The following is a 23,820-nucleotide window of genomic DNA, read 5'->3' as shown; positions in this document are numbered from 1 at the left end:
GGTCTGCAGATGTTCAAGCGGCAGCATGATATCCTCCCCCGATTGTCGGCAAGGCGACGGGCATCGCCGGTCTTGTTCTGGCGGCGGCAAATGCCGCAAGCACAGGCATGCTGGTTCGCGTGCTTTCGAAAGTTGGCAGGCTGGACACTGGCAGGACCATGGTCGGGACGGCCTGCCTTGCGGCCTGCTTGCGGTTGAACATGATCGAAGCGGAAAGCATGTCGGCCCACATCGCTTCGCCGAGCAGCACATCGAGAACAGGAACATCAGTGTCCCATTCGATCAGGGTAGGGCGCGGTCCAAGCCGACTTATGGCATGCTGGTAGAGCGTCCAGACAACCGGTGGCACGCGCGAGCCATGATCGTCGATGAGGACGGTGTCGGCCCCGACGTGATTGGTCGCATGTCCGGCAAGATGGATCTCGCGGATAGCCTCTACTGGCAGCGCATCGATGAAGGCTTTTGCATCATATTGGAGGTTGTGCGCCGAAACCTGGACATTGTTGACATCCAGCAGCAGGCCGCAGCCCGTTTGCGCCACCAGTTCGGCCAGAAATTCAGCTTCATTCATGGAGGAGTCTGCAAACGCGACATAGGCGGACAGGTTTTCGATCAGCACCTGCCGCCCCAGAGCGCCCTGGACAGTCTCGACATTGCGCGCCACGATCGCTAGCGCCTCTTCGTCATAGCGCAGCGGCAACAGGTCGTTCAGGTAGGCGCCGTCGGCCACGCTCCAGGCCAGATGTTCCGAGACGAGATCGGGCTGGAAGCGCTCGCAGACCTTGCGCAGCCTTTCCAGATGATCGCGGTCCACCCCTCGCGCGCTGCCCAGCGAGAGGCCAACGCCATGAACCGATAGCGGATAGATCTGGCGCAGTCGGTCCAACGCCTCGACGCCGGCGCCGTGGCCCATGTAGTTCTCGGCATGCACTTCGAGCCAGCCAGCGGAGGGTCTGCGGATCAGCATCTCGCTGATGTGGGGTGAGCGAAGACCTATGCCCGCTGATGGGGGGATCGAGAGGCGCTGAAATGCACGGGACATCGGTCTGCTCCTTCCAAGGGGGTTGGCTCGAAGTCTGATCGGTCAGGCCTTTGGCTTGTCGCTGCCGCCAGCGATCTTCGCGCAGCTGCCGGCCGGCACGTAGAGCCACGAATCCGGCTGGTTGTCGGCGGTGGAGGTGCCGGCGCAGGAATGCGTCGCGGTCTGGCAGTCGTTCTGGCCAGCCTTGACGACGCCGTAGCACTTTTCGAAGGCGAAGGCGGGCTTGGCAGCCGGGCCGCTATAGGCTGCAGTTGTAGCAAGCGAAGTGGCTGCCGCGAGGGCCGATCCGATGAGGGTCTTGGTGTTGATCACAGACGTGTCTCCTGGTTGCGTTTCGAGGGAAAGACCGACCTTGCGGCCTGTCTGCAAGCAGTGTCCCTGATCCGGCAGCCGAGCTGAAATGCTGTCTCGGCATGGAATTGATACGCGGTCACTATGTTGAAGCCCTTGCCAAGCAAAAGCCCTCCGGCGGGGAACCGGAGGGCTTGGCGCCTGCGTTCGTGAGCGGGCGAAGCAGGCGCGGCCAGGCGGAGGGAGGCGCCTAGACGTATCGATTTTTGCTGTCGACGACGGAGCTTTCGCTTGAGGCCGAGTGGTCGGCGAGGAGCCAGTCCTCGGCTCGCTGCCGTCCGCGGTCACGCATGTCGGTCAATTCGCCCCAGTCGGTCCAAGGCCTGGTAAACAGGGCAGCGCTTGTTCTGTGATGACTGTCGAAGAGGACAGATGCTGGGTTCACGGCATTCGCGGCGGGGCGGTAAGCCGCACAAGGTGTCATGCAACCGGAGGGTTTGCCGCTGACGATGAGCCAATGCCCAGCCTCGATCGGCTGCATCGGCGGCAATGCCGAAAAATCGCCTTCGCCCCAATACGTATCGCCGTTGATTTCCACGGACGGAAAGAGGAATGGGACTGTCGCTCCCGCCAGGATCGCGTCGATCGACAACTGGTCGCCGGAGAAAATCGTCACGGTGTCGGTGCTGGCATTCGAAGCCAGGATGTTGAGCTTCAACTGGCAGCTATTTTTGTGCAATTCGGCAATGTCGATCGACTGCTCCAGGATCGATTTCAATGGATTGGCTATCGCGGCCACAGACATCGATGCGTGGCTGACGCGCCGCCAGAAATTGGTAAGCGCCGTCTTTGCCCCACGCCTGCCGCCCAAAGCAAGTCCGTAGGCAAGAACCGCTGCTTCCATGCCTCCGAAACCGGATGCGGTGATGCTGCGGAAGGAAAGGCGAGGTTCATCCAGCAAGCGATCGAGAACGCCCCAGACAAATGCGCCGTGCGCGTCGCTTGCCAGGGTAATGTCGATAAGCTGCCGGTCTTCCATCGCGGGTCTTGCACCGGCAATGAAGGCTTCGTCGGTTGTGGCCTGGATTTGCATCTTGGGTCTCCTCCCGAAACGCCAGGCAGGGCGTTCGATGGAGACACTGCCGCATGATCCTCCGTTAGCGAAATGCCAAGGTGGCATGAACTCCATAGGGAGATTGCATTGGCTGCAATCCCTTGCGCACCGCAAGGTTTTGCCAGGCTGGCGAGAATCCCGCGATCTCGCTTCGGAACGGAGGCCAAGAGGGTCGCCGGCGGGCCTTCAGCACAAAGAGGAGCGTGTCAGCAACACAAGCTGTCCGCCGCGCGCACCGTCACGGGCGCCATGACGGACCGCTATCGACTTTATAGCCGCAGTGCATTGGCGCCAAAGCGAGCCTTGCTGCAGTCTCCGACGCACGAACAGCCTCGTATGCAACTCGGGACAAATCGGCATGGACATTCACCACATCCGCTACTTCCTGGCCGTGTGCGAGACACGAAACTTCACGCGGGCAGGCGAAAAGTGCAACGTCACTCAGCCGGCGCTGTCTCGCGCCATCCAGCAGCTCGAGGAGGAGGTCGGAGGGTTGCTGTTTCGTCGTGAACGAAGCTTGACCCACCTGACCGATCTGGGTGTGCTTCTTCGCCCCCGTTTTCAGCAGATACTCGACGAACTGACAGGAGTGCGGCAGGAGGCATCGAGGTTCCTGTGCCTGGAAAACGCCAACCTCAAGGTCGGTGTCATGTGCACCATCGGCCCGCGTCGCTTCACCGGCTTGCTGACCGATTTCAACAGACGCCAGCAGGGCATCCAGCTGCAGCTGGTCGAAGGCGTGCCGGCATCGCTCTCCCAACTTCTGGAGTCGGGCGAGATCGACGTCGCCATCATGGCGTCAAGCGACAGCTTCCCGGACCGCTTCGACGTCACACCGCTTTATCGCGAGCGCTTTGTCCTCGCCTTTCCAAACGGCCATCGGCTGGCTCGCAATGACAACGTGGCCATCTCCGAACTCGATGGCGAAAATTATCTCAGACGTCTCAATTGCGAGTATCGCGATCACCTCGCCGGCCTGTGCACGGATCGGGGTGTGAAGCTCAGGATCTCCTACGCCAGCGAACGCGAGGACTGGATCCAGAATATGGTGTCCGGAGGACTGGGCATCTGCTTCATCCCCGAATTCAGCGCGGTGATTCCAGGGTTGCAGGTCCGTCCCGTCATTGATCCTGAGGTCTGGCGGGAAGTATCCCTGGTTGTCGTTGCGGGCCGCAGGTTCTCGCCTGCGGCATCGGCTTTCGTAAACAGCGTCAAGGCGCATGGCTGGCCTGAGAGCGCGATTGTCCAGGCGGTCCAAAAGACCGCTGCCTGAAGCAAAATCGAAGAATTAGAGGATCGCGCGAGGCGGTTTGCCGCGTGTGCCTCACATGCAGGTGTGATGGTCCACGATAGTTTTCAGGTATCGAATCGAAAGCCAGTCAGCATTTCTCTTTCTTCGCGGCTCCGATCACTCTCCCTGTCATGCCCCGCCTCCCGCGTTTGGGCACCGACAAAGGAGAAATACAAGATGGCCATCAAGAAACTCAACCTCGCGTTTGCGGTCGGGCTGCTTTCAGCAACTGCTGCCTTTTCCGCTGCTCCGGCCTTCGCCGGCGACTGCCCAGCCGGCCAGGCCGCCACGACCGACATCCAGGAACATCCAAGCAAGCCGGTCGGCGTCGTCGACACGGTTCTCTCCGCGATCGATCTGAGCAGCAAGGGCGAGGCCTGGAAAGGCAATATGCTGCGCCTGCGCAAGCTCGTCGTGCAGCCGGGCGGCGTCGTGCCGTGGCATGAGCACAATGTCCGCCCAGCCAACATTATCGTCGTCGAAGGCTCGATCACCGAATATCGCAGCACCTGCAAGGTCGGCATCGAGCATCCGGCAGGCGACGTGACCGCCGAGTTCGGCCAGCTCGCTCACTGGTGGAAGAACAACGGCAAGGTGCCGGCGGTGCTGTATTCAGCCGACGTCCTGCCGCCGGCAATGCACGAAGACCACATGATGTGAGCCGCTCGGCGCGGCGAACAGATTCCAACATCAGCAACCGAAAGCGCGTCCTCGGGGTGATCTCCTGGGGACGTCCGGCCACGGAGCCCCGTCATGACAACCAGTGAACAGACAGAGACGGCGCGGCTGCACACGGTGGCCGCCGACAGTTGGCGTTTTGGCCTTGTTGCGTTGATCGCATTTCTTACGCTTGTCGATCTGTTCGCCACCCAAGCAATACTGCCCTCACTGGTGATAAAATTCGGCGTCAGCCGCGCGACCATGGGCTTCGCCGTCAATGCCAGCACGTTCGGCATGGCGGTAGCCGGGATCGCCATCGCTCTGTTCGGGCGCGGCATAGATCGCCGCAATGGCATCTGGATCAGCCTCGCCATCCTTGCCATCCCAACGACGCTGCTTTCGCAAACAGACAGCATCGTCGTCTTCGCCTTTTTGCGAGTGGCGCAAGGCCTGTGCATGTCGACCGCGTTCACGCTGACGATGGCCTACCTGGCCGAGCATTTCTCCGCGCGGCAGACGACGAGTGCGCTTGCCGCCTATGTGACGGGCAACGTCGCCAGCAACTTTTTCGGACGCCTGATGTCGGCCGCCGTCGCCGACACGTTCGGCATCTCCACAAACTTCCTGACCTTCGCGGCCCTCAATCTATTTGGCGCGGCGCTCGTCTGGCACACGCTGCAAAAGACCTCCGCAACGACGCGCGCCGATACGATCGGTCAAACTGCCCGTGCGTCCTGGAAGGGCCCGCTGGAAAATGCCGAACTGCGCGCTTGTTTCGCGATCGGCTTCCTGATCCTCTTCGTCTTCATAGGAACCTTCACTTATGTGAATTTCCAGCTTGTTGCCCCGCCGCTGTCGCTGTCGCCGATGGCACTGGGACTGATCTATTTCGTTTTCCTGCCATCGATGTTGACCACGCCACTCGCCGGGCGTGTCACGGCCGGTCTCGGCCCGAGGATCGGCATCGGTGCAACGCTTGCGATGGCAATCGCCGGGCTGCTGCTGTTGCTCACGACCAGCCTGCCGATCGTCCTTGCAGGGATGGCGTTGGTCGCAATGGGAACCTTCCTGGCGCAAGCGATAGCTACCGGACATGTCAGCCGGACAGCCTCGCGAGATCGCACCGCCGCGAGCGGCATCTACCTGGCCTCCTACTACGCGGGTGGGCTCGCTGGCAGCTTCGTCATCGGACAGATTTACGACCGAGTCGGGTGGACCGCATGCGTGGCCGTGCTCGCCGCCTTCCTTGCGGGTGCGATCGCAGTGGCGCGCGTGCTGCAACCCTCAAAAACGTGACACCCAGAACCGAAAATGGCTATCCAACAAAGGAGACTGACATGACCAACTCCCTGAAAACCATGATTGCCGGAGCCGCCATCCTGATAGCTGCCGTCATCCCGGCCGCCGCTTCTGATGGCGTTGTGACGGTGAAGAGCGACTATTCCGTCGGCGAGACGGTCGCGCGCATCAAGAGGGATGTTCTCAAGAAGGGCATCAAGTTCTTTGGCGTCATCGACCAAGCAAGACTTGGCAAGAATGCCGGCAACGATGTCAGGCCGTCGCGGCTGGTGATGTTTGGCAATCCGGCGGTTGGGACGACCTTCATCACGTCAAATCCGGAAGCCGGCCTCGACTGGCCGGTGCGCGTGCTGGTCTACCAGACAGCGGATGGTGCGGTTTACGCCGCCTATAGCGACTTCGACTGGATCGCCAAGCGCCATGGTATCACCGACCGCTCGCCGCAGTTCAAGATGGCGACCGAGGTCATCCAGTCCGTGACCTCGACGATCAGGAAGAACTGAGCCTGGACACGTACCGGAGATCCCGCGCTCCGGCATGCGAAAGAACGCGTTTGCGCGCAGAGGCTATTCCGCGGCGGATAACGCCTTTGCACGCTCGCCGAACCACTTCTTCTGCGTGGCCTCGCGCACGAGCGCGCCAACCGCCGGCGAATGCCTGCGGCCGCGCACCGTGACGAGATTGACCTCGCGCCAGAATTCCGGATCGGTGATCGGCAACGGCACCACTCCGGGGTGCTTGGCGGTATGCTCAGGCATGAACCCGAAACCAAGCCCGGCGGCGATCATCGCGAGCGTCCAATCGTCACGATCGCTCCAGTAAACAGGACTGACCGTGACGCCCTGCTCGGAAAGAATGGCGTCGGCATAACCGGCAAATTCACAATTGTTGCGGTGGATGTAGGTCTCATTGCTCATATCCGTCACCCGAACGCTGGGCTGGTTGGCCAAGCGATGGTTGAGATGAACAGCCATCACCATCTGTTCCTGAAACAACGGCAAGGAGTGAACTTCCTCATCGGGCACATTTGACGGCAGCGCGTAAATAGCCGCCTCAAGGTCGCCTCCGAGCAGCCGTCGTCGCAAGCTCGGTGCATCGGCATCGCATAGATGAAGCTCAACGCCGGGATGGTGTGTGCGCACGGACGAGATGAGTTCGATGATCTCATCCGGAGCTATCGTGCTCATGATGCCGACCCGGAGAGGCGTTTTCTTAAGGTGCACATATTGCTCGGCGATCTCCTTTGCCTGCCGGGAGTTCTCGAAAACGCCTTCGAGATAGGTCTCGACCATGCGACCAAGTTCCGTCAGATGTGTAAAGCGTCGCTCGCGGTGAAAAAGCGCGCCGCCGAACTCGTATTCGAGCAGCTTGATCGCGCGTGACAGTGCCGGCTGCGTAACGTTGCACAGCTCTGCTGCCCTGGTGAAATTCAGTTCCTTGGCGACGGCCAAGAAATATCTTACCTGGCTGATCTCCACTGCGAGCTCCCCAGCGGCTGGCATGCGGGACGACCCACGTTGCCGCGTGATCTTACTAGTTGCCCCGACGTCAAACAACCCGATCTGGTGATGATGTCCCAGGCGACAGGTTGACGATCTGACCGTCGGCTATCGAATCCATGTCTCAACGGCATTTCCGCTGTCTCCAGCTGCCCGCCATACTTGGTCCAGAACTCAAGACCCGGGCCTAGGGCCCGTGCTCGCAGCGTTTTGCGGGCCATTTTGGCTGCGGTTCCAATCGAAGGAAACAACGATGCTCAGAGGAAAGACGGCACTGATCACAGGCTCGACCAGCGGCATCGGGCAAGGCATTGCCGAAGCCTTCGCCGCAAAGGGCTGCAATATCGTCTTAAACGGTTTCGGCGATCCCGGCGAGATTGAGTTGCTGCGGGCAAAACTTGCCGCGGACCATGGGGTGCCTGTTCGCTACGACGGTGCGGATATGAGCAAGGGCAGCGCAATCACCGCGATGATGGACAAGGCAATCGCCGAGTTCGGCGCGGTCGACATCCTCGTGAACAATGCCGGCATCCAGCATGTCGCGCCTATCGACGACTTTCCGATCGAGAAATTCGAAGCAGTCGTGGCGATCGATCTGATGTCGTCCTTCTACACGATCCGGCGTGCGCTGCAGGCTATGAAAGAACGCAAATGGGGCCGCATCATCAACGTTGCGTCGGCCCACGCCCTTGTCGCCTCGCCCTACAAATCCGCCTATGTCGCCGCCAAGCATGGCATCGCCGGGCTGACCAAGACGGTTGCGCTGGAGGTCGCCGAACAGGGCATCACCGTCAATGCGGTTTGCCCGGGATACGTGCTCACACCGCTGGTCGAAAAGCAGATACCGGATACGGCCAAGGCCCGCGGTATCACCGAGGAGCAGGTGATCAAGGATGTGCTCCTGGCGGCCCAGCCGACCAAGCAGTTCGTCACCGTGGCCGAGGTCGCGGCGCTCTGCCTGTTCCTCGCCTCGACCGATGCGGCCTCGATCACCGGCGCCATCATCCCGATCGAAGGCGGCTGGACGGCCCATTGAACCGGCAACGAGGAGCAAGAACCATGAACAGGATCACCCGAAATCCTCCGATCGCCGAACCTTTGCCGGAGGTCACCCATCCGGCCGATGCTTCCGTTCAGCGGCAAACGGTGTTGGTGCTGCAAGGCGGTGGCGCCCTGGGTGCCTATCAGGCCGGTGTCTACCAGGCGCTCGTCGAAGGCGGGATCGAGCCGGATTGGGTCATCGGCACCTCGATCGGCGCTATCAACGCGGCCTTGATTGCCGGGAACGATCCAACGGTTCGGCTGGCGAGGCTTCAGGAGTTCTGGGAAGGCGTCAGCCGTATCAGCCCTCTCGATGAGTTTTTTCGAATGATGGTGCCAAGCAATGTCTTCGCCAATATGGGCACCGTCATGCGGGGGATACCGGGATTCTTCGAACCGAATCCAGGCGCCATGTTCGGAGTGAACCGCGAAGTGGGCGTCGAGAACGCCTCCTATTACACGACCGATCCGCTCAAGAGGACGCTGAATGACCTGATCGACTTCGATTATCTCAACGGGCGCCATACCCGCCTGACGGTCGGCGCAGTCAACGTCAACACCAGTGAACTCAAATACTTCGACACCCGAGAGATGACCTTGTCGGCAGCGCACATCATGGCGTCGGGCGCCTTGCCGCCGGCCTTTCCGGCGGTCCGTATCGACGGCGAGCCTTACTGGGACGGCGGCATCTATTCGAACACGCCCATCGAGGTCGTGCTCGACGCCCGTCCGCGGCGCGACTCGCTGATCTTTGCCGTCAACATGTGGCAGCCTCGCGCCACCGAGCCCAAATCGATCTGGCAGGTCATGGGCCGGCAAAAGGACCTTCAATACGCCAGCCGCGGCCGGAGCCATGTTGCCCGTCAGGAGCAACTGCATCGTCTGCGGCACGTCGTGCGCGAAATAGGAAAGCTGGTTCCAGAGGAACGGCGCGAGGATCCGATGTTCAAGGAACTTGCTTCCTATGGTTGCCCGTCGGTCATGCACCTTGTGCGGCTGCTTTCGCCACGCCTGGACGGCGAGGACCACACCAAGGACATCGACTTCACGCGCGCCGGCATCCGCACGCGCTGGCAGGCGGGATACGAACATGGCCGGCGCGTCCTCTCGGAGAAGCCGTGGGAATGCGATGTCGACATGCTGCAGGGCATCGTCATCCACGAATCGCAAGAATGATCGGTTCGATCGCGGCGCCGAGATGAAAGACGGAGAATATTGATGCAGATCGTCACTCCAGGGATGCGGCTGGTTCCGGAAGCTGTGCTTGCCAACAATGCCGCGCTTTTCCGCACGCTACCGGAGACGCCATCTCACGCCGACAGTTCACGGCATCGCGTAGTCATCGTCGGCGGTGGTGCCGGCGGACTCGAATTGGCAACGCGGCTTGGCAGCAAATTCGGCAAGCGGCGGCTGTCCATAACACTTGTCGATCGCAACCGCACATATGTCTGGAAGCCACTTCTGCACGAGGTGGCGTCGGGCACGTTGAACCCGTCGAACGATGCGGTGGAATACATCGCACATGCCAGCACCCACCACTATCGCTTCCGGATCGGCGAAGTCGTCGGCATCGACCGCGCCAAGCGCCAAGTTTTTGTGGCGCCGAGCTTCGACGACGATGGCAGACAGATCATCCCGCCACGCGTGCTAGGCTACGACACGCTGGTGCTGGCCGTGGGCAGCGTCAGCAACGATTTCGGCACGCCAGGAGCGGCGCGTCATGCTATCGCGCTCGATACCGCAGGCCAGGCCACCCGCTTTAACAGGCGCATGGTCGACGCCTGTCTGCGTGCCAATGCGCAATACGAGCAGCTCTCACCGGGCCAGCTCCATTGCATCATCGTTGGCGCCGGAGCCACCGGCGTTGAACTGGCCGCCGAGTTGCACAAGTCGATGCGGGAAATCGCCTCGCACAATCTCGACAACATCGATTTCGAGAGGCTGATCCGCATCACCATCGTCGAGGCGGGACCGCGCATCCTGCCGGCTTTGCCGGAACACCTTGCGCGCTCTTCTGCGCAACGGCTTGTAGATCTCGGCGTTCAGATCCGATGCGGCATCAAGGTCACCGAAGTGACAGAAGACGGTATCAGGCTTGGAGAGAAGCTGTTCGTGCCGGCCGAACTCGTCGTGTGGTCCGCCGGGATCAAGGCGCCAGATTTTCTGAAAAGACTCGATGGCCTCGATACCGATCGCATCAACCGCTTGGTCGTGGATGAGACGCTGCGGGCAAAGGCAGACGAAAATGTGTTTGCGATCGGCGACTGCGCGAGTTGTGTATTGCCAGGCAGCGAGGGCCCCTTGCCGCCGCGCGCCCAGACGGCCCATCAGCAGGCCGATCATATGGTCAAGGTGATCGCGGCACGCCTCGAAGGGCAGGCGGCGCCGGCGTTCCGTTTCCGCGACTACGGTTCTCTCGTTTCACTGGGCGACTACGGCACCTTTGGCAGCCTGGTGGGCGGACTGAAGGTCGAGGGTTTGCTTGCCCGGCTGATGTATCATTCGCTCTACAAGATGCATCTCAAGGCGGTGCACGGGACCTTCAAGACCATGCGGGATACGATCGTGGGTATCCTGTCGCACCGCACCAAACCGCGGGTCAAATTGCATTGAATCTCGGTAGGCCGGGACGGTGAAAAAATATGATGTCGCGATCCTCGGTGGCGGTGGTGCTGGGATGGCTGTGACAGTAGCCACACGCGATGCCTGGCTGCCGCTTTCAGACTTCCGCTTCGGAAGTCAGGAAATCTGCTGTAACGATTCGAGCCGCAATACCGAACGGAAGATGAATCCGGATAGCTTCGATGCACGCAGGGCATCGACTCCATGCAAGAAAAACATGGCCGTCTCCGTGGGGCTTCAATGTTAGGCTGCATGGAAATTGCGAAAGTGCAGAGATGGCCGCCGACGACCAGCCAATGACATTTGAACAGTCCGTCCAGGCTGCCATCGAACTCGATGCACCTCTCAACGAGAGGCTGGCGGTGATCGCGAGCGCAGTGCGCAGACTGAACTCGGAGTTCGCTGACGCGGTTGACCGGCTCGTGGCGCGCCTCAGGGAACAGGGAGCTGGTGCAAGTGCTCCCGCCCCCGGCGATGTCATGCCCGCATTCCTGCTGCCTGATGACGAGGGCAGGCTCGTGAGCCTATCTGAAATCCTTAGCCACGGGCCGGCCGTCATTACGTTTCAGCGCGGACATTGGTGTCCCTATTGCCGCCTGAATGCGATCGGCATCGTCGAAGCCCAACAGGAGATTACGACGCTGCGCGGCCAGGTCGTGGTGATCATGCCGGAGCGGCGCAAATTCGCAAAGGCAATGAAGGCCTCGGTTGGTGCTCAGTTTCCTTTCCTGACGGACATGGACAATGGCTACGCTTTGTCCCTCAACCTCGCGATCTGGGTGGGAGCCGAGATGGAGCGGTTGATGGGCCTCGGCCTCGATCTGCCGAACTATCAGGGCAACAGCAGCTGGTTCCTGCCGATCCCTGCTACTTTCGTCGTTGGAACTGATGGCACCATCACAGATCGGTTCGTCGATCCCGACTACCGTCGGCGGATGGACATCGACGACTTGATCGCGGCGCTCAGGCGGGCTCGCTGACGCCAAACGTCGACCAGTCGGTCGATCGCAGGAGGTTGAGGAGCGTCATGGCCACCTGTGAGCGATGTCGACCGGCGACAGCGTAGACGGCGACGATCCGCGAAACATCCAGATCACGCAGCTTGAGTCGGCGGACGTTGGGCGAGCGGGGTGCAGTTGTGGAGACAAAGCCAACGCCTGCATTGGCTTCCAGCAGCGCCAACAGGTCCTGATCGGTTTCAACCTCATGTGCGGTGCGAGGCGAAATTCCTCTGGCTGAGAGACCGCGCGACAGATCTTCGCTCGTTTCCCAGTCGATCCGACTGAGCACGGGCTCTGCGGCCAACTGGCTCAGCGCGACGTCCGCCTCGTTTCGGCGGGCAAGAGGGTGATCGGAGTTCACGACGAGTTCGATCCCTTCCTGGAAAAGCGGCCATGCGTCGAGCCGATCCCACGCCTGTCCCAGCGGACCGGCAACCGCCAGTTCGACCTCGCCGTTCTTGAGGGCGTCGATAACAGCGGTCGGCGAGCCGCGACTAATCTTGAGATGCACTCCGGGGTAGGCCCGGAAAAGCTCGGTGAACGGTGAAACCAGCAGCGCTATGTTGACGCTATTGGAAATGGTGACGTTGAGAGAAGCTACGTCGCTGCTTTGCACGGCCTTGGCGAGGGATTTTGCGGAGGTGGCAGCATCGTAACATTGTTGTAGCAGGGGCAGCATGCGCCGGCCAAGCTCGGTCAGATGGGAATGCTGGCGCTCGCGCCGAAGCAACTCCCCGCCCAACTCGTCTTCCAGGGTCTTGATGGCACGCGTCAGGGCCGGCTGCGTGACATTGCACTCTTCCGCTGCTCGGGTGAAATTAAGCGTGTTGGACAGGGCCAGAAAATAGCGGACCTGCTGCATCTCCATGAATTTTCGCCCCCTCAGCGAAATGGGCTATCAGCGATGGTGCATATTCGAAGATTAACGCAATAAGTCGTTTTCAGCAAAGTGGCCTGCACCATGGTGCGAATGGCCGCCGACGGCAAGACAATCAAGACTCTGACAATCTAGAGTCATGACGAACCGAGCGATCTGCTTAGCCAATCGGCAAACCCTCTTGCCCGTTTGCTCGGCTGGCGCCCGGCCGGGAACAGGACATGGATGGGGATGGTCGGCAGCGGAAACTCCGGCAGCAGCCGGCGAAGGCGGCCGTCCGAGAGTTCGGCATTGAACATCCAGCCGGAACCGAAGGCCACGCCAAGTCCGGCCAGCACGCAGGCGGTGACGCCGGCTGAACTCGATACCCGGATGCGCGGGCTTTCCGGCAGAGTAAAGTTGGCCTCCGGGCCGATCAGTTCTTGAAAAGTAGCGCCGGTGCTGTCGGAGGGGCCGAAGATGACCTCGTGCTGAACCAGATCGCCAGGGCTTTGCGGCAAACCGCGCCGTGCAATGTAGTCCGGTGAGGCCACGAGCAGTCGCGGCGTCTGCCCGACCTTGCGCACCATCAGGCTGGAGCTGTCGAGTAGACCGAGCCTGACCGCGACATCGGCGCCTTCTTCGACAAGGCTTCGCCTGCGATCGTCCATCATAAGTTCAATGGAGAGGTTGGGATGCTCGGCAAGAAGGCCGGGCAGCCGCGGAATGAGCGCGCGCACGGCGAAAGTGACGGACAGCTCGACGCGCAGCAGCCCGCGCAACTCCTCATTCCCGGCTGCGGTATCGGCCGCCGCCCCAAGCTCGGCAAGCAGCGGCCGGACCTGTCCAAGATAACCATGCCCCGCCTCGGTCAGCCCGACCTTCCGGCTGGTGCGGACGAGGAGGCGGGCGCCGATGCGCCCCTCCAGATCGTTCAGAATCCGCGACACTGAGGGCTGCGACAGCCCGATTTCGCGGGCGACCTGTGAAAGGTTGCCACGCTCCGCCACCCGAACAAACACTTCAAGTTCCTGGAGCCGGTCAGCCATCCATTTTCCGAATGATTGCTATCCTTTCCGGCAGGCTACCCCTGTTTTGGGAAATAGGCGAGGACGTTTCCGCCGCTGTGAGAGCGGTGAGAAATCTTCGGAGTAATTCCATGTCGCTTCAAGACAAGCTTGATGCCTTCAAGGCCGACTTTGAGAGCAAGAAGGCGCCCAGACAGGCGGTCGAGATCATGCATCGCGCCACCGCCGAGCTTCTCGCTTCCGGTCAGGCCGCCCGCGCCTTGGGGGTCGGTGCTGTCGCGCCGACCTTCACATTGATGGAGGCTGACGGCGGCCTCGTTTCGTCGGCCGACCTGCTGGCGCTCGGTCCGCTGGTGCTCAGCTTCTACCGCGGTGTCTGGTGCCCCTATTGCAACATCGAACTTGGCGCACTGGAGGAAACCTGGCCGGCAATCAACGCCACCGGCGCGCAACTGGTCTCCATCTCCCCACAATCACCGGCGAACGGTCGCAAGGCCAAGCGCGACAAGCAGGTAACGTTCCCGATGCTGAGCGATCCGAACGGCGAGGTCGCCAGCGCCTTTGGCCTGCGCTTCCGCCTGCCCGACGATCTGATCGCGCTCTACAAGAGCTTCGGCGTCGATCTGCCTGCCATCAACGAAGACCCGTCATGGACCTTGCCGATGCCGGCGCGGTTCGTGATCAGGCGCGATGGCATCATCGTCTACGCTGAGGTGAGCCCGGACTACACAATCCGACCCGACCCGGCCGGTCTGCTTCCGCTGCTGAAGCGGTTGCAAAACGTCGTCACCGTCTGAGACCGCCAGATGGAACCCATGGCAGCCACGAACCCGGTCGGCATTGGCGCCGGCCGGCGCTGGTCGATGCTGGCGGTGATCTGCGCCGGCGCCTTCCTGCCCATGACTGCCTGGTTCTCGGCTACCGCGATCGCGCCGCAGCTGACGCAAGTCTGGGGGTTGTCGCCGGCGCAAGGCGCCTGGATCACAGGCGCCGTGCAGGTCGGCTTCGCGGTTGGCGCGCTCGCCTCCAGCATTGCTGGCCTGCTGGACATCGTCTCGCTTCGCAAGGTGATCGGCATCAGTGCCCTGATCACCGCGATTGCCAATCTCTGCCTGCTGGTCACCCCGTCCGTCGGCTTGCTGCTGCTTGCCCGCTTCGCCACCGGCGTGGCCCTGGCAGGTGTCTATCCACCGGCGCTCAAACTGGTTTCGACCTGGTTCCGCCGCGGGCGCGGCGTGGCACTGGGTGCCTTGCTCGCGGCGCTGACGCTAGGATCGGCGTTTCCGCATCTGCTGTCCGCATTTGCGACCGATGTCTCCTGGCAGGATGTCATCATCGCGACCTCGCTCGCTGCATTGGCAGGCGCAATCCTGATCCTGTGTCTTGGCAGTGAAGGCCCTTATCCCTTCGCCAAATCTACCTTCGACCGCCGCCATATCCGGGCGGTCCTGCAGAACCGCCCGCTGGCTCTCGCCAATCTCGGCTATCTCGGACACATGTGGGAGCTCTACGCCATGTGGGGCTGGATGCTGGCCTATATCAGGGCGGGAAGCCCCGGCCTAGGCACCGATGGCCCAAGGATGGCGTCCCTGCTTGCCTTCCTTGTCGTCGCGTCTGGCGGGATCGGCTCGATCCTGGGCGGGATTGTCGCCGACCGCATCGGCCGCACGGCAACAGCAGCAATGATGATGACGCTTTCGGGATTTTGCGCGCTGACGATCGGCCTCGCCTTCGACGGGCCGCTTTGGCTGTTCATCGCCATCGCCATTCTCTGGGGGATGACCGTCATCGGCGATTCCGCGCAGTTTTCCGCAATGACCACCGAATTGAGCGACCCGCGCTATGTCGGCACGGCACTCTCGTTGCAGTTGAGCGTCGGCATCGCGCTCACCTTTGTCTCGATCCACCTGACTTCATCGGTGGCGGAGGTTTTCGGCTGGCGCTGGAGCTTCCTGATCCTCGCGCCTGGCCCGCTGCTTGGCGTTGTCGCAATGGTAGCGCTGCGGCGGATGCCGGCTGCGCGACTAATAGCGCATGGACTGATGTAAAGGTTTCAGCGGGTGCTGACCTTAATACGGCACCGGAGGTGTCTTTTGGGGTCATCTTGTCGGTCGTCACAATGTTACAAACTATTGACGTAAGATATTGATTTATATAGAGGTATTCAGAGTTCAATCCTCTCTCGCAGCACCAGTTCCCCTGAATTGACCCGCTTTGCCGCCCCGGCTGTCGTCAGCTGTGGAGATGCGTCAGTTCGAACCCGGCTTCATCCTGCGCGTCGGACAGGTGTTGTTCGGCCGACCGGAACATGTCCGAGAACTCCATTTCCTTCTCCAGCATCACGCCGCCGACCTTGATGGTGAGGACATCCTCGGTGCCTTTTGGCGCGAAATAGACTTGCGCGATACGGGTGCGGATGCGCTCGCCGATCTCCTTGGCCTCCGCTTCGGTCGCGCCAGCGAGGAAAACCCCGAACATCGAGGCCCCGATGCGTCCGATCAGGTCCTCCTCGCGCACCGACGACTGGATGGTCGAGACGATGAGCCGCAAGGCCTCGTCGCCCCATTCAAGGCCGAAGCGCATGTTGATGGATCGAAGGTGTTCGGGGTGGATGATCAGGAAGGCGCCCGAGCGCGGTCCTGGCCCCGATCGCCTGGCTGCACGTCGCTCGACCATCGACGTGAAAACCGGCCCGTTCAGGCAGCCCGTCAGCCTGTCATACGTCCCGGACCTGTTGAGTTCCTGCCGGTAGCGGTGGATCTCGACCCGGTTCCAGCCGATCAGCGCGAAAAGCGGCAGGCCGATGATAACCGGCAGCAGTCCCGCGGTGATCATGCTGCGGGCGAATGGCGTCAGCGCGTCGCTGAACAGGAGGAGGTAGTTGAGGCCAAGGGAAAGGCCGAGGCTTCCGGCGGTCCCCAGCAATGTCAGCCACGCGACCTGCTTCCAGGGCTGGGCAGTGGTGGTCGCCATCGGTCTCGTCATTGGCCAATCTCCTGTCAGGTCGGCTGGTATAAGGCCTGCCTGCCGTAATTTCGGTTTCGCCGAACTGTACAATTTGATGGAAAAAGGCCGAATGGTGTTTTTCCATACCGGGGACGAAGCCGGTCTGCGAAAAACCCTGCATTTTGACGATCAAACTCTGCCTATTGCGGCGGTCCGAAGATACCCATCCCGGCATTCCTGGCAACTGTTTCCGCCTTGCCATAGATACCGCCGGGCAGCGCCATCGCCCAGCCGTTGGACACCAGCCAGGCGCCGACATCCTGCTTGCCCAGACGGCACGGCGCGGCGATGGCGAAACGCTCGGTTTCCGGCGGCAGGAAACAGTTCAGCGCGCGCCCCCGCAGCCAGGCATTGAAGGCCGAGCGGGCCCGCTGGCCGCAGGGCCAGACCTCGTCGCGAACCGAACAGGTCTGGTCCACGCCGATGTCCTGAGTTCCGCTGATGACCACCTTCCACCCCATCGATTCGAAAACCGCCGACGACGTTGCAATCGGACGGTAGAGCAGGGTTTCATGCCAGTCCTGCGGCATGGGTGCTGGGGGGCGTACGGCGAGGCCGAGTTCTCCGAGCGGCGGCCGGGCTTCGACCCGCTCGATTTCCGACACGTCGACCGGCGGTGGAGCGATAAGGCTTTCGGCAATCCGCCGCGCCGGTTCCCGCAACTGTCCTTCGGGAATGGCCGCGGCCGTCGGGGTTGCTTGCTTGCCGGCAATTTCCAGGGAAGGCGCACGGGCAGGCCGGCCGAGAGAAAGCAAGGCTCCGGCCTGCATGATCAGGACAATTCCGAGCATGAGCTCGAGGCCCCCGATCGCGATCACCAGGCGGGCATGCCGGCCCATCAGGCCGGCGCGGCGTTCACGCAAGGTCCCGCCGGCGGCCGGTCAGAAGCCCGACGTCGATTTGGCAACCAGTTTGAGCGCACCCTTTTCTATCCGATAGAATGGCATCGATCTTTGACTGGAACCGTCAGCTCGAAAACGGAACAAACCCGTCGATCCGCGAAACCCGTTCGGGTTTTCGAGGGTCTGTTTGCTGAAGCCGTCGGGTCCGACGGCGCTGGCAATTCCTGCGGTCAGGGCAACCATATCATAGGCATAGGCCACATTGACGTCGGCAGGATAATTGTATGTCGTCCTGAAGCGGTCGGCGATCGGTCCAGTTTCGCCTGGATCGAGCGTGGCGATGTATGCCCCCTCGAACAGTGGATCCATCGGGCGCTCCAGCCAACGGTCGGTTCCGACGATTGAAACCGCTTTCCCCGGAATGCCCTTTGATTTCAGGGCGGCAAGGACGGGCGCGGGGCTGGCATCGCCGCTGGCAATAATGACAGCGTCGGGAGCGTCGACGAGTGAGCCCATCTGGTCGACAGCCTTGCTGCCCCCGTCGCCGGCCGGATAGGGCAGGGTGACCGCGAGCGTCGCGCCATAGATGCTGAGGCCGTTCGCCACCCGCTTCTCCACGGCGCTGGCGTTCGAGCCTTCCGCGACAAGCAACACGAACTTCTTGCGGCCTTTCGCGGCGAGCCCCGCGGCACCCGCCGCGGCGCTGTCGGCTTCGCTGAGGCGCACGGCATAAACCCCGGCGCTGCCGGCGAAATTGTCGGCAAGCGCCAGAACCGGGGGGCGCGTCGAGCCGGACAGCGTGGCAATATGCTGGGCCGCCGGCAGTTCGGTCGGGCCGATGACGACCTTGGATCCCGTCGTGATGGCTTGCACGGCCAATTTGCCGGCCTGCGCGCTGTCGCCTTTCGTGTCCTCTATCGTCAGCGTCAGCAACCCATTGCCGATATCCGTCATCGCCAGCTTGGCGCCGTCGAGCATCTTGCGCCCGGTTTCCCCTGACGGGCCGGGAGCGGACAAGGGCAGCAGCATCGTGACTTTGGCCGAACCGGTGCCGAGCGACTGGCTCGCCCGGGCCGGAGCGGCGCCGGCGGCGCCATTCTGTCCCGCGGGCGCGGCGACGGCGGCCGGATCGAGCACTTCGGAAACGCCGCCTTTCGACTGGCAGCCCGACAACGGCATGGTGAGCGCCAGGGCGATTGCCCAGATCCGCGGACTGCGGCCCTGCCGGACAGCTTCCATGATTGCTCCACCCCGTCTGCCGCCGGATATTGCCCGGTCTGGTCCTCAATTCATGTTACGGCGGACTTGCCGCGCCGTCTTGCTGTTCTTTAATCGGCGAAAGCCGGGAGTCGGCGCCTTGACGCGCCTGGCGGCGCGATAGTCGGTAGCATTTCATCTGTCGTGGCCCGGGCACGAACACGCCGCGCACGCAATCGGCACCGGCCCAGCCAGTTGGCGCCGGCCTGCGCGGCGGACAGATCAAGGCTGGACAGGGCGATCGTTGCGGCGATCGCCGATGAAATTGATCCGTCCGATGTCATGATGGCCAACAGGCGCGGCCCATCCGGTCAGTGCATGTACTCGACCATGCGATCGTGGAAACACTCGCATTTGTTGAGCGTGTCTTCGTCTTTGTAGTTCGTCTTCAGATAGCCATAGGCCATGCCGCAGGCGACCTTGGCTTCCGAAGCCCAGACGAAGGCAGGCCGGGATGAGTTGATCCATTCCGGGCTCTTGGCGACCGCAACCGATTCGTCCATCAGCTTCACCACCTGCTGCTTGAGGTCGACGATATTGTCGTTCAACACCAGGTTGGACGTGCCGACGGTGCGGCAATAGTCGCCTACAGGTCCCTCGATGATGTCCGCGGCTTCAAGCCCGGTCGCAACAATCGACAGCAGCCCGGCCCCGAAAGCCACACGCAAAATTCTGTTCATGCTCATCCACCTCGTCCCTTTCGCCCCTTAGGCCACGTCCGTCTTGGTGCCGTGGCTGTCATCGTAGAGTATTTTCACCGCTTCCGCAGCACTGTGGAACGTATAGTTCTCCAGCACGGCGACCGTATGGTAGTTGTCGCCACCGCCATTCGTGTCGACCTTGACTTCGGCATTCGCCGCATTGGCCAAGGACTGCGAGATCTCCACAAAGCCGCCGGCTTCGAGATCGGTGACGCCGGCCAGACCTTTCAGCAGCGAGGAGAGATCGATCTTGTCGCCGTTGGCGCCGTCGTGGAAGTCGGCGATCAGATCGGCGACTTCGAGCGAGCCGATAGCGAATGTCCGGGTACCATCGGAGGCCACCGATGGCTGCGCCGGGGCAACCAGCGATGTATCGAGTTCCACCTCTATATAGTTACCGCTCGTGCCGTCGGTCATCTGGAACGTGCCGTTGCCGGTCAAGGCCTGCCCGTCGATTTCGCCGACAGCCGGATGCGCTGCGGTGCTGATGGAGGCAACACCATTGTCGGCAAGGCTTGACAGTTCTCCGGCGTCGCTGGTGCCGTTGGCGTTGGCGTCCTTCCAGATCAGCAGGCTGCTGAACGCCGCGTCGTTGTGATCGATGACGCCATCATGGTTGCTGTCGAGCGAAGTCAGTGCGGCAGCCCCGCTGGCGAAATGGCCGCCGCCGAAGTTCGGCGTGAACAGTTCGGTGCCGTCATTGATCTTGCCGTCGTGGTTGAGGTCGACCGCCAGCATGCCGTCCTTCGACGTGTTCCAGGCCAGTTGTTCCTTGGTGCCGTCGCCGTTCATGTCGAACTGAACACCGTGGCTGACATCGGAGAAGGTAAAGCCATTGTGGTTCAAGTCGAGGATAACGGGATCGACCGATCCACCGATCAACGTGTTCAGGTTCGCTACGGTGACGCCCTGGAGATCGACCAGCGCTCCGACGCCGGCGCTGGCGGTTGTCTGGGTATAGACGTAGGTGTGATTCACCCCGGAGATCGTTGCCGTGAATGCGAGCGTCGCCCCTGCATTGCCGATGTCCGTGCCCATGAGATACTGGACCGCCGCGGCCACGCCCGATGTTGTGGCGATCGCCAAGGGCGAGGCGCCGGCATCGGTCCCGAAGAAACTGGCGATGCCGTTCGTGACCGAATGGGACTCAACCGTGTCTCCGCCGATCGTCAGGACGGAATCTCCTGCCCCGTCGACGAGGCCGGCAGTGGCCGCCACCAGCGTACCGGGCAGGGTCAATTTGTCGGTCCCGGCGACGAAGTCGGTGATGATGTCATAGCCGGAGATCGTGCCGCTATTGCCGGATCCGCCGATGACGGGCGTCGAGTCGCCGGTCCCGATGATGAAGGTGTCGGCGCCGGCTCCGCCGGTCATCGTGTCCCCGCCCGCGAGGCCGTTGATGGTGTCGCTACCGGACGTCCCTGTTATGGCATCGTCGCCTGCCGTCCCATTGATCGGAGTGCCTGCCGGGTGTTCGCCCAGAGCGGTGATCGACAGCGTTTGACTGGCGGAATGATCGCCGTCCCCGTCCACGCCTGACACGGAGAAATTGAACGTCTGGTCTGAAGGCAGGATAAGCTTCGAATAGCCGAAATTGTCGAATTTGGCTTTGCCTTCCGTGACAGTGAACGTGATGGAGGTGAAATCGCCTGTCGGATCGATGGTGAGCAAGCCGTCCACGCTGGTCGTGGCGGTACCCGACTGCCCGGTATTCGTTGTCCAGGTCATCGTGAAAGCACCGGCGGCCTCATGCTCCACGAAGAAGTTTAGCTTGTCGATTGCTGTTGCGAAGTTGACCTGAAATTGCTCTCCCACATCCAGGTTTCCATTTTGGACGCCAAAGCCATTGCTTGTCGGCTTCAGTTCTTCGGTGCTGCCGATGCTGCCGTTGTTGTTGGTATCAACCGCCTTGAAGGTAGCATCTCCCAGTGTGAACTGTATGGTACTAGCACCGCCAGACACGCCGCTGAAATCGAATGTCTGATTGGCAACGGGGCGAGATTCGATCAAAGTAAACTTATAGGTTCCATCAGCATTGATCTTCAGATCGAAGAAATTCGATCCCCCTGCCTGCGCGATGAGATCCGCAGAGCCATCAGCATTGTGGACGACAGGCAGATATGTCAGTCCGCTGATGTTGGTTAGCGGCGTGATCTCGATCGACTGCTCGCCATCGGCACCGAAGGCAAGGTTGTGCGTGCCAACCACAACGTTGTTGTCTTGATTGGCGACGATACCATTCGTGATGTGCGTGAAGGTCGGTGTGTCGTCGTTCACCTGCACTGTAAGCGAGCCGGTTGCCGCATCGGAGTCACCATCCGTGACCGTGAAGCCGATCGTCACATTCATGGTCTCTTCCGTCGTGCCGACGGTGGGGTGCACCAGCGGTTCCGACAGAGTGAAGGCGTAGGAACCGTCTGGCGCAACGTCGAGCACGAACACTGTGCTGCCTGAGATCACACCGGTCGCGGTGAGAATCGTGTGCCCGGCATTCGTCGTCGTAGCGTATTGCACTCCCTCCTGTGCGGCGAGCCCGCTTGGGGTCTTGTAGATCGCCATTACATTGGGGCCGGCAAAGCTGAGTGCTTTCAGGCCGTCCGCGCCCACCGTAAACAGCGACCCCGCGCCGCCCGACAAGACTTTCGCGTCGGCGACATCGCTCGTCCCTCCCGGATTGCCGGTAAACAGCGTCTGTGCATCGTCGTCCAGTACGGGGGTTGCCGTCACGACTTTCGCAACCGGTATGTCGTCGTCGACTGTCACGGTCAGCGTGCCGGTCGCGGCCGTTGCAGCCGTGTCGTCGGCGTCATAAACCTTGTAGCTCAGATTGAAGGCGAGATTGTCCTCGGTGCCCGCGATCGGATGCTGGACCGGCGACAGCAGCGTTACCGTATAGGTGCCGGTGACCGCATTGGTCAGGTCGACCTGGAACACATTGACGCCGCCGGCCGACGCGATGATCTGCGTGCCCGCCCCATTCGCCGTGTAGGTGTAGGTGGTGCCGTTCACCGTCTCCGATCCGGACACCAGCGCGATGTGGCCCGCGCCGTCCGCGCCATAATTGTGCGTCAGCGTCCCGGGCTGTGCGCTCGGTGTGTCGTCACCCAGGGCTGTGTCATGGTTGCCCGTGGCAAGGTCGTCCTCGTCGACCAGGGTTGCGGACACGCCCGCCGTCGCATGGTTGTTGTCGCCCGAGAAGGTGAACGACAGGACCGCCTGCGAGGTGTCCCCGTCCGCGTCCTTCATCGTGTAGGTGAAGCTGTCCACTGTCCCGTCCGGCACCGACGCCTTCGGGGTATAGACATAGGAGCCGTCGCTGTTCAGCGTCAGCGTGCCATAAGCCGTCGCGATCGGGTTGCCGACCGTACCGCCCGTCACCGCCGTCACCGTGCCGGGCTGGTCCGCACCGACATGGTCGTTCGCCAGAACGCCATTGGCCGCGTTCGCCACGATCGCCGCGCCGCCTTCCGTCGCGGACTGACCGTCATTCACCGCAACCGGTATGTCGTCGTCGACTGTCACGGTCAGCGTGCCGGTCGCGGCCGTTGCAGCCGTGTCGTCGGCGTCATAAACCTTGTAGCTCAGATTGAAGGCGAGATTGTCCTCGGTGCCCGCGATCGGATGCTGGACCGGCGACAGCAGCGTTACCGTATAGGTGCCGGTGACCGCATTGGTCAGGTCGACCTGGAACACATTGACGCCGCCGGCCGACGCGATGATCTGCGTGCCCGCCCCATTCGCCGTGTAGGTGTAGGTGGTGCCGTTCACCGTCTCCGATCCGGACACCAGCGCGATGTGGCCCGCGCCGTCCGCGCCATAATTGTGCGTCAGCGTCCCGGGCTGTGCGCTCGGTGTGTCGTCACCCAGGGCTGTGTCATGGTTGCCCGTGGCAAGGTCGTCCTCGTCGACCAGGGTTGCGGACACGCCCGCCGTCGCATGGTTGTTGTCGCCCGAGAAGGTGAACGACAGGACCGCCTGCGAGGTGTCCCCGTCCGCGTCCTTCATCGTGTAGGTGAAGCTGTCCACTGTCCCGTCCGGCACCGACGCCTTCGGGGTATAGACATAGGAGCCGTCGCTGTTCAGCGTCAGCGTGCCATAAGCCGTCGCGATCGGGTTGCCGACCGTACCGCCCGTCACCGCCGTCACCGTGCCGGGCTGGTCCGCACCGACATGGTCGTTCGCCAGAACGCCATTGGCCGCGTTCGCCACGATCGCCGCGCCGCCTTCCGTCGCGGACTGACCGTCATTCACCGCAACCGGTATGTCGTCG

Annotated in this window: 22 protein-coding genes; 11 read left to right on the top strand and 11 right to left on the bottom strand. The window is 61.8% G+C overall.

What is annotated here, in order from left to right; genetic code table 11:
* Positions 1 to 13: 13 nt before the first annotated feature.
* From CK228_RS26820 to CK228_RS26810, 3 genes are all read right to left on the bottom strand, one after another.
* A complete protein-coding gene (locus CK228_RS26820; protein ID WP_095775293.1) occupies positions 14 to 1,042 on the bottom strand; it encodes a DUF692 domain-containing protein in 1,029 nt (342 codons plus the stop codon).
* A gap of 42 nt (positions 1,043 to 1,084) precedes the next feature.
* Positions 1,085 to 1,354 (bottom strand): DUF2282 domain-containing protein, encoded by a 270-nt coding sequence (locus CK228_RS26815; protein ID WP_095775294.1) that lies wholly within the window; start codon positions 1,352 to 1,354, stop codon positions 1,085 to 1,087.
* A 229-nt stretch (positions 1,355 to 1,583) separates the two neighbouring features.
* On the bottom strand, positions 1,584 to 2,426 hold the full coding sequence (locus tag CK228_RS26810; RefSeq protein ID WP_095789755.1) for a hypothetical protein: 843 nt from the start codon (positions 2,424 to 2,426) through the stop codon (positions 1,584 to 1,586).
* Between the two features lie 379 nt (positions 2,427 to 2,805).
* Between CK228_RS26810 and CK228_RS26805 the strand changes: the two genes are divergently transcribed.
* The 4 genes from CK228_RS26805 (at position 2,806) to CK228_RS26790 (ending at position 6,200) form a co-directional block, all read left to right on the top strand.
* Positions 2,806 to 3,720, top strand: a complete 915-nt coding sequence (locus tag CK228_RS26805; RefSeq protein ID WP_095789754.1) for a LysR family transcriptional regulator — start codon at positions 2,806 to 2,808, stop codon at positions 3,718 to 3,720.
* Between the two features lie 195 nt (positions 3,721 to 3,915).
* Positions 3,916 to 4,398: a cupin gene (locus CK228_RS26800; RefSeq protein ID WP_095775297.1), complete on the top strand. Its 483-nt coding sequence runs from the start codon at positions 3,916 to 3,918 to the stop codon at positions 4,396 to 4,398.
* A gap of 93 nt (positions 4,399 to 4,491) precedes the next feature.
* Positions 4,492 to 5,694 carry an MFS transporter gene (locus CK228_RS26795; protein ID WP_095789753.1) on the top strand — a complete coding sequence of 401 codons (1,203 nt, stop codon included), beginning with the start codon at positions 4,492 to 4,494 and terminating at the stop codon, positions 5,692 to 5,694.
* A 41-nt stretch (positions 5,695 to 5,735) separates the two neighbouring features.
* A complete protein-coding gene (locus CK228_RS26790) occupies positions 5,736 to 6,200 on the top strand; it encodes a DUF302 domain-containing protein (protein ID WP_095789752.1) in 465 nt (154 codons plus the stop codon).
* A 63-nt stretch (positions 6,201 to 6,263) separates the two neighbouring features.
* Here the strand turns inward: CK228_RS26790 and CK228_RS26785 are convergent, their stop codons facing one another.
* Positions 6,264 to 7,175 carry a LysR family transcriptional regulator gene (locus CK228_RS26785; protein ID WP_095775300.1) on the bottom strand — a complete coding sequence of 304 codons (912 nt, stop codon included), beginning with the start codon at positions 7,173 to 7,175 and terminating at the stop codon, positions 6,264 to 6,266.
* 274 nt (positions 7,176 to 7,449) lie between these two features.
* Between CK228_RS26785 and CK228_RS26780 the strand changes: the two genes are divergently transcribed.
* Genes CK228_RS26780 through CK228_RS26765 form a run of 5 tightly spaced genes read left to right on the top strand, consistent with a single transcriptional unit; the run spans position 7,450 to position 11,839 of the window.
* Positions 7,450 to 8,232, top strand: a complete 783-nt coding sequence (locus tag CK228_RS26780; protein WP_095789751.1) for a 3-hydroxybutyrate dehydrogenase — start codon at positions 7,450 to 7,452, stop codon at positions 8,230 to 8,232.
* Positions 8,233 to 8,255: 23 nt separating this feature from the next.
* Positions 8,256 to 9,413 (top strand): patatin-like phospholipase family protein, encoded by a 1,158-nt coding sequence (locus tag CK228_RS26775; protein ID WP_095789750.1) that lies wholly within the window; start codon positions 8,256 to 8,258, stop codon positions 9,411 to 9,413.
* Between the two features lie 42 nt (positions 9,414 to 9,455).
* Complete coding sequence (locus tag CK228_RS26770; RefSeq protein ID WP_095789749.1) at positions 9,456 to 10,850, top strand: NAD(P)/FAD-dependent oxidoreductase; 1,395 nt, start codon at positions 9,456 to 9,458, stop codon at positions 10,848 to 10,850.
* A 19-nt stretch (positions 10,851 to 10,869) separates the two neighbouring features.
* A complete protein-coding gene (locus CK228_RS34980) occupies positions 10,870 to 11,106 on the top strand; it encodes a hypothetical protein (RefSeq protein WP_142877456.1) in 237 nt (78 codons plus the stop codon).
* Positions 11,107 to 11,134: 28 nt separating this feature from the next.
* Complete coding sequence (locus CK228_RS26765; protein ID WP_095775304.1) at positions 11,135 to 11,839, top strand: peroxiredoxin-like family protein; 705 nt, start codon at positions 11,135 to 11,137, stop codon at positions 11,837 to 11,839.
* Here CK228_RS26765 and CK228_RS26760 read toward each other — a convergent pair.
* Both CK228_RS26760 and CK228_RS26755 read right to left on the bottom strand, forming a co-directional pair.
* Positions 11,823 to 12,728 carry a LysR family transcriptional regulator gene (locus CK228_RS26760; protein WP_095775305.1) on the bottom strand — a complete coding sequence of 302 codons (906 nt, stop codon included), beginning with the start codon at positions 12,726 to 12,728 and terminating at the stop codon, positions 11,823 to 11,825. The two genes, CK228_RS26765 and CK228_RS26760, sit on opposite strands and share 17 nt — an antisense overlap.
* A gap of 146 nt (positions 12,729 to 12,874) precedes the next feature.
* Positions 12,875 to 13,765: a LysR family transcriptional regulator gene (locus CK228_RS26755; RefSeq protein ID WP_095775306.1), complete on the bottom strand. Its 891-nt coding sequence runs from the start codon at positions 13,763 to 13,765 to the stop codon at positions 12,875 to 12,877.
* Positions 13,766 to 13,875: 110 nt separating this feature from the next.
* Between CK228_RS26755 and CK228_RS26750 the strand changes: the two genes are divergently transcribed.
* Positions 13,876 to 14,541, top strand: coding sequence for a peroxiredoxin-like family protein (locus CK228_RS26750; protein WP_095775307.1), 666 nt, complete (start codon positions 13,876 to 13,878; stop codon positions 14,539 to 14,541).
* A gap of 18 nt (positions 14,542 to 14,559) precedes the next feature.
* Positions 14,560 to 15,792, top strand: coding sequence for an MFS transporter (locus CK228_RS26745; RefSeq protein WP_095789803.1), 1,233 nt, complete (start codon positions 14,560 to 14,562; stop codon positions 15,790 to 15,792).
* A gap of 184 nt (positions 15,793 to 15,976) precedes the next feature.
* On the opposite strand, the gene CK228_RS26740 is transcribed toward CK228_RS26745, so the two are convergent.
* The 5 genes from CK228_RS26740 to CK228_RS26720 form a co-directional block, all read right to left on the bottom strand.
* Positions 15,977 to 16,729, bottom strand: coding sequence for a GGDEF domain-containing protein (locus CK228_RS26740; RefSeq protein ID WP_245318310.1), 753 nt, complete (start codon positions 16,727 to 16,729; stop codon positions 15,977 to 15,979).
* A 161-nt stretch (positions 16,730 to 16,890) separates the two neighbouring features.
* Complete coding sequence (locus tag CK228_RS26735; RefSeq protein ID WP_245438119.1) at positions 16,891 to 17,613, bottom strand: thermonuclease family protein; 723 nt, start codon at positions 17,611 to 17,613, stop codon at positions 16,891 to 16,893.
* Between the two features lie 18 nt (positions 17,614 to 17,631).
* On the bottom strand, positions 17,632 to 18,831 hold the full coding sequence (locus CK228_RS26730) for an ABC transporter substrate-binding protein (protein WP_095789748.1): 1,200 nt from the start codon (positions 18,829 to 18,831) through the stop codon (positions 17,632 to 17,634).
* A gap of 329 nt (positions 18,832 to 19,160) precedes the next feature.
* Positions 19,161 to 19,529, bottom strand: coding sequence for a hypothetical protein (locus tag CK228_RS26725; protein ID WP_245318312.1), 369 nt, complete (start codon positions 19,527 to 19,529; stop codon positions 19,161 to 19,163).
* A gap of 27 nt (positions 19,530 to 19,556) precedes the next feature.
* On the bottom strand, positions 19,557 to 23,820 hold a 4,264-nt coding region (locus CK228_RS26720), incomplete at its 5' end, for an Ig-like domain-containing protein (protein WP_143750628.1).

The sequence above is a fragment of the Mesorhizobium sp. WSM4312 genome (assembly GCF_002294875.1).
In the GTDB taxonomy this organism is placed as follows: domain Bacteria; phylum Pseudomonadota; class Alphaproteobacteria; order Rhizobiales; family Rhizobiaceae; genus Mesorhizobium.
The sequence above is the reverse complement of the archived record's forward strand: the minus strand, read 5'-3'. Positions and strand labels throughout refer to the sequence as shown.

Coding starts and splice junctions, on each gene's coding strand:
- CK228_RS26820 (WP_095775293.1), bottom strand. CDS start 1,042: ATGTCCCGTGCATTTCAGCGCCTCTCGATCCCCCCATCAGCGGGCATA.
- CK228_RS26810 (WP_095789755.1), bottom strand. CDS start 2,426: ATGCAAATCCAGGCCACAACCGACGAAGCCTTCATTGCCGGTGCAAGA.
- CK228_RS26805 (WP_095789754.1), top strand. CDS start 2,806: ATGGACATTCACCACATCCGCTACTTCCTGGCCGTGTGCGAGACACGA.
- CK228_RS26800 (WP_095775297.1), top strand. CDS start 3,916: ATGGCCATCAAGAAACTCAACCTCGCGTTTGCGGTCGGGCTGCTTTCA.
- CK228_RS26795 (WP_095789753.1), top strand. CDS start 4,492: ATGACAACCAGTGAACAGACAGAGACGGCGCGGCTGCACACGGTGGCC.
- CK228_RS26790 (WP_095789752.1), top strand. CDS start 5,736: ATGACCAACTCCCTGAAAACCATGATTGCCGGAGCCGCCATCCTGATA.
- CK228_RS26780 (WP_095789751.1), top strand. CDS start 7,450: ATGCTCAGAGGAAAGACGGCACTGATCACAGGCTCGACCAGCGGCATC.
- CK228_RS26775 (WP_095789750.1), top strand. CDS start 8,256: ATGAACAGGATCACCCGAAATCCTCCGATCGCCGAACCTTTGCCGGAG.
- CK228_RS26770 (WP_095789749.1), top strand. CDS start 9,456: ATGCAGATCGTCACTCCAGGGATGCGGCTGGTTCCGGAAGCTGTGCTT.
- CK228_RS26765 (WP_095775304.1), top strand. CDS start 11,135: ATGGCCGCCGACGACCAGCCAATGACATTTGAACAGTCCGTCCAGGCT.
- CK228_RS26760 (WP_095775305.1), bottom strand. CDS start 12,728: ATGGAGATGCAGCAGGTCCGCTATTTTCTGGCCCTGTCCAACACGCTT.
- CK228_RS26755 (WP_095775306.1), bottom strand. CDS start 13,765: ATGGCTGACCGGCTCCAGGAACTTGAAGTGTTTGTTCGGGTGGCGGAG.
- CK228_RS26750 (WP_095775307.1), top strand. CDS start 13,876: ATGTCGCTTCAAGACAAGCTTGATGCCTTCAAGGCCGACTTTGAGAGC.
- CK228_RS26745 (WP_095789803.1), top strand. CDS start 14,560: ATGGCAGCCACGAACCCGGTCGGCATTGGCGCCGGCCGGCGCTGGTCG.
- CK228_RS26740 (WP_245318310.1), bottom strand. CDS start 16,729: ATGACGAGACCGATGGCGACCACCACTGCCCAGCCCTGGAAGCAGGTC.
- CK228_RS26730 (WP_095789748.1), bottom strand. CDS start 18,831: ATGGAAGCTGTCCGGCAGGGCCGCAGTCCGCGGATCTGGGCAATCGCC.
- CK228_RS26725 (WP_245318312.1), bottom strand. CDS start 19,529: ATGAACAGAATTTTGCGTGTGGCTTTCGGGGCCGGGCTGCTGTCGATT.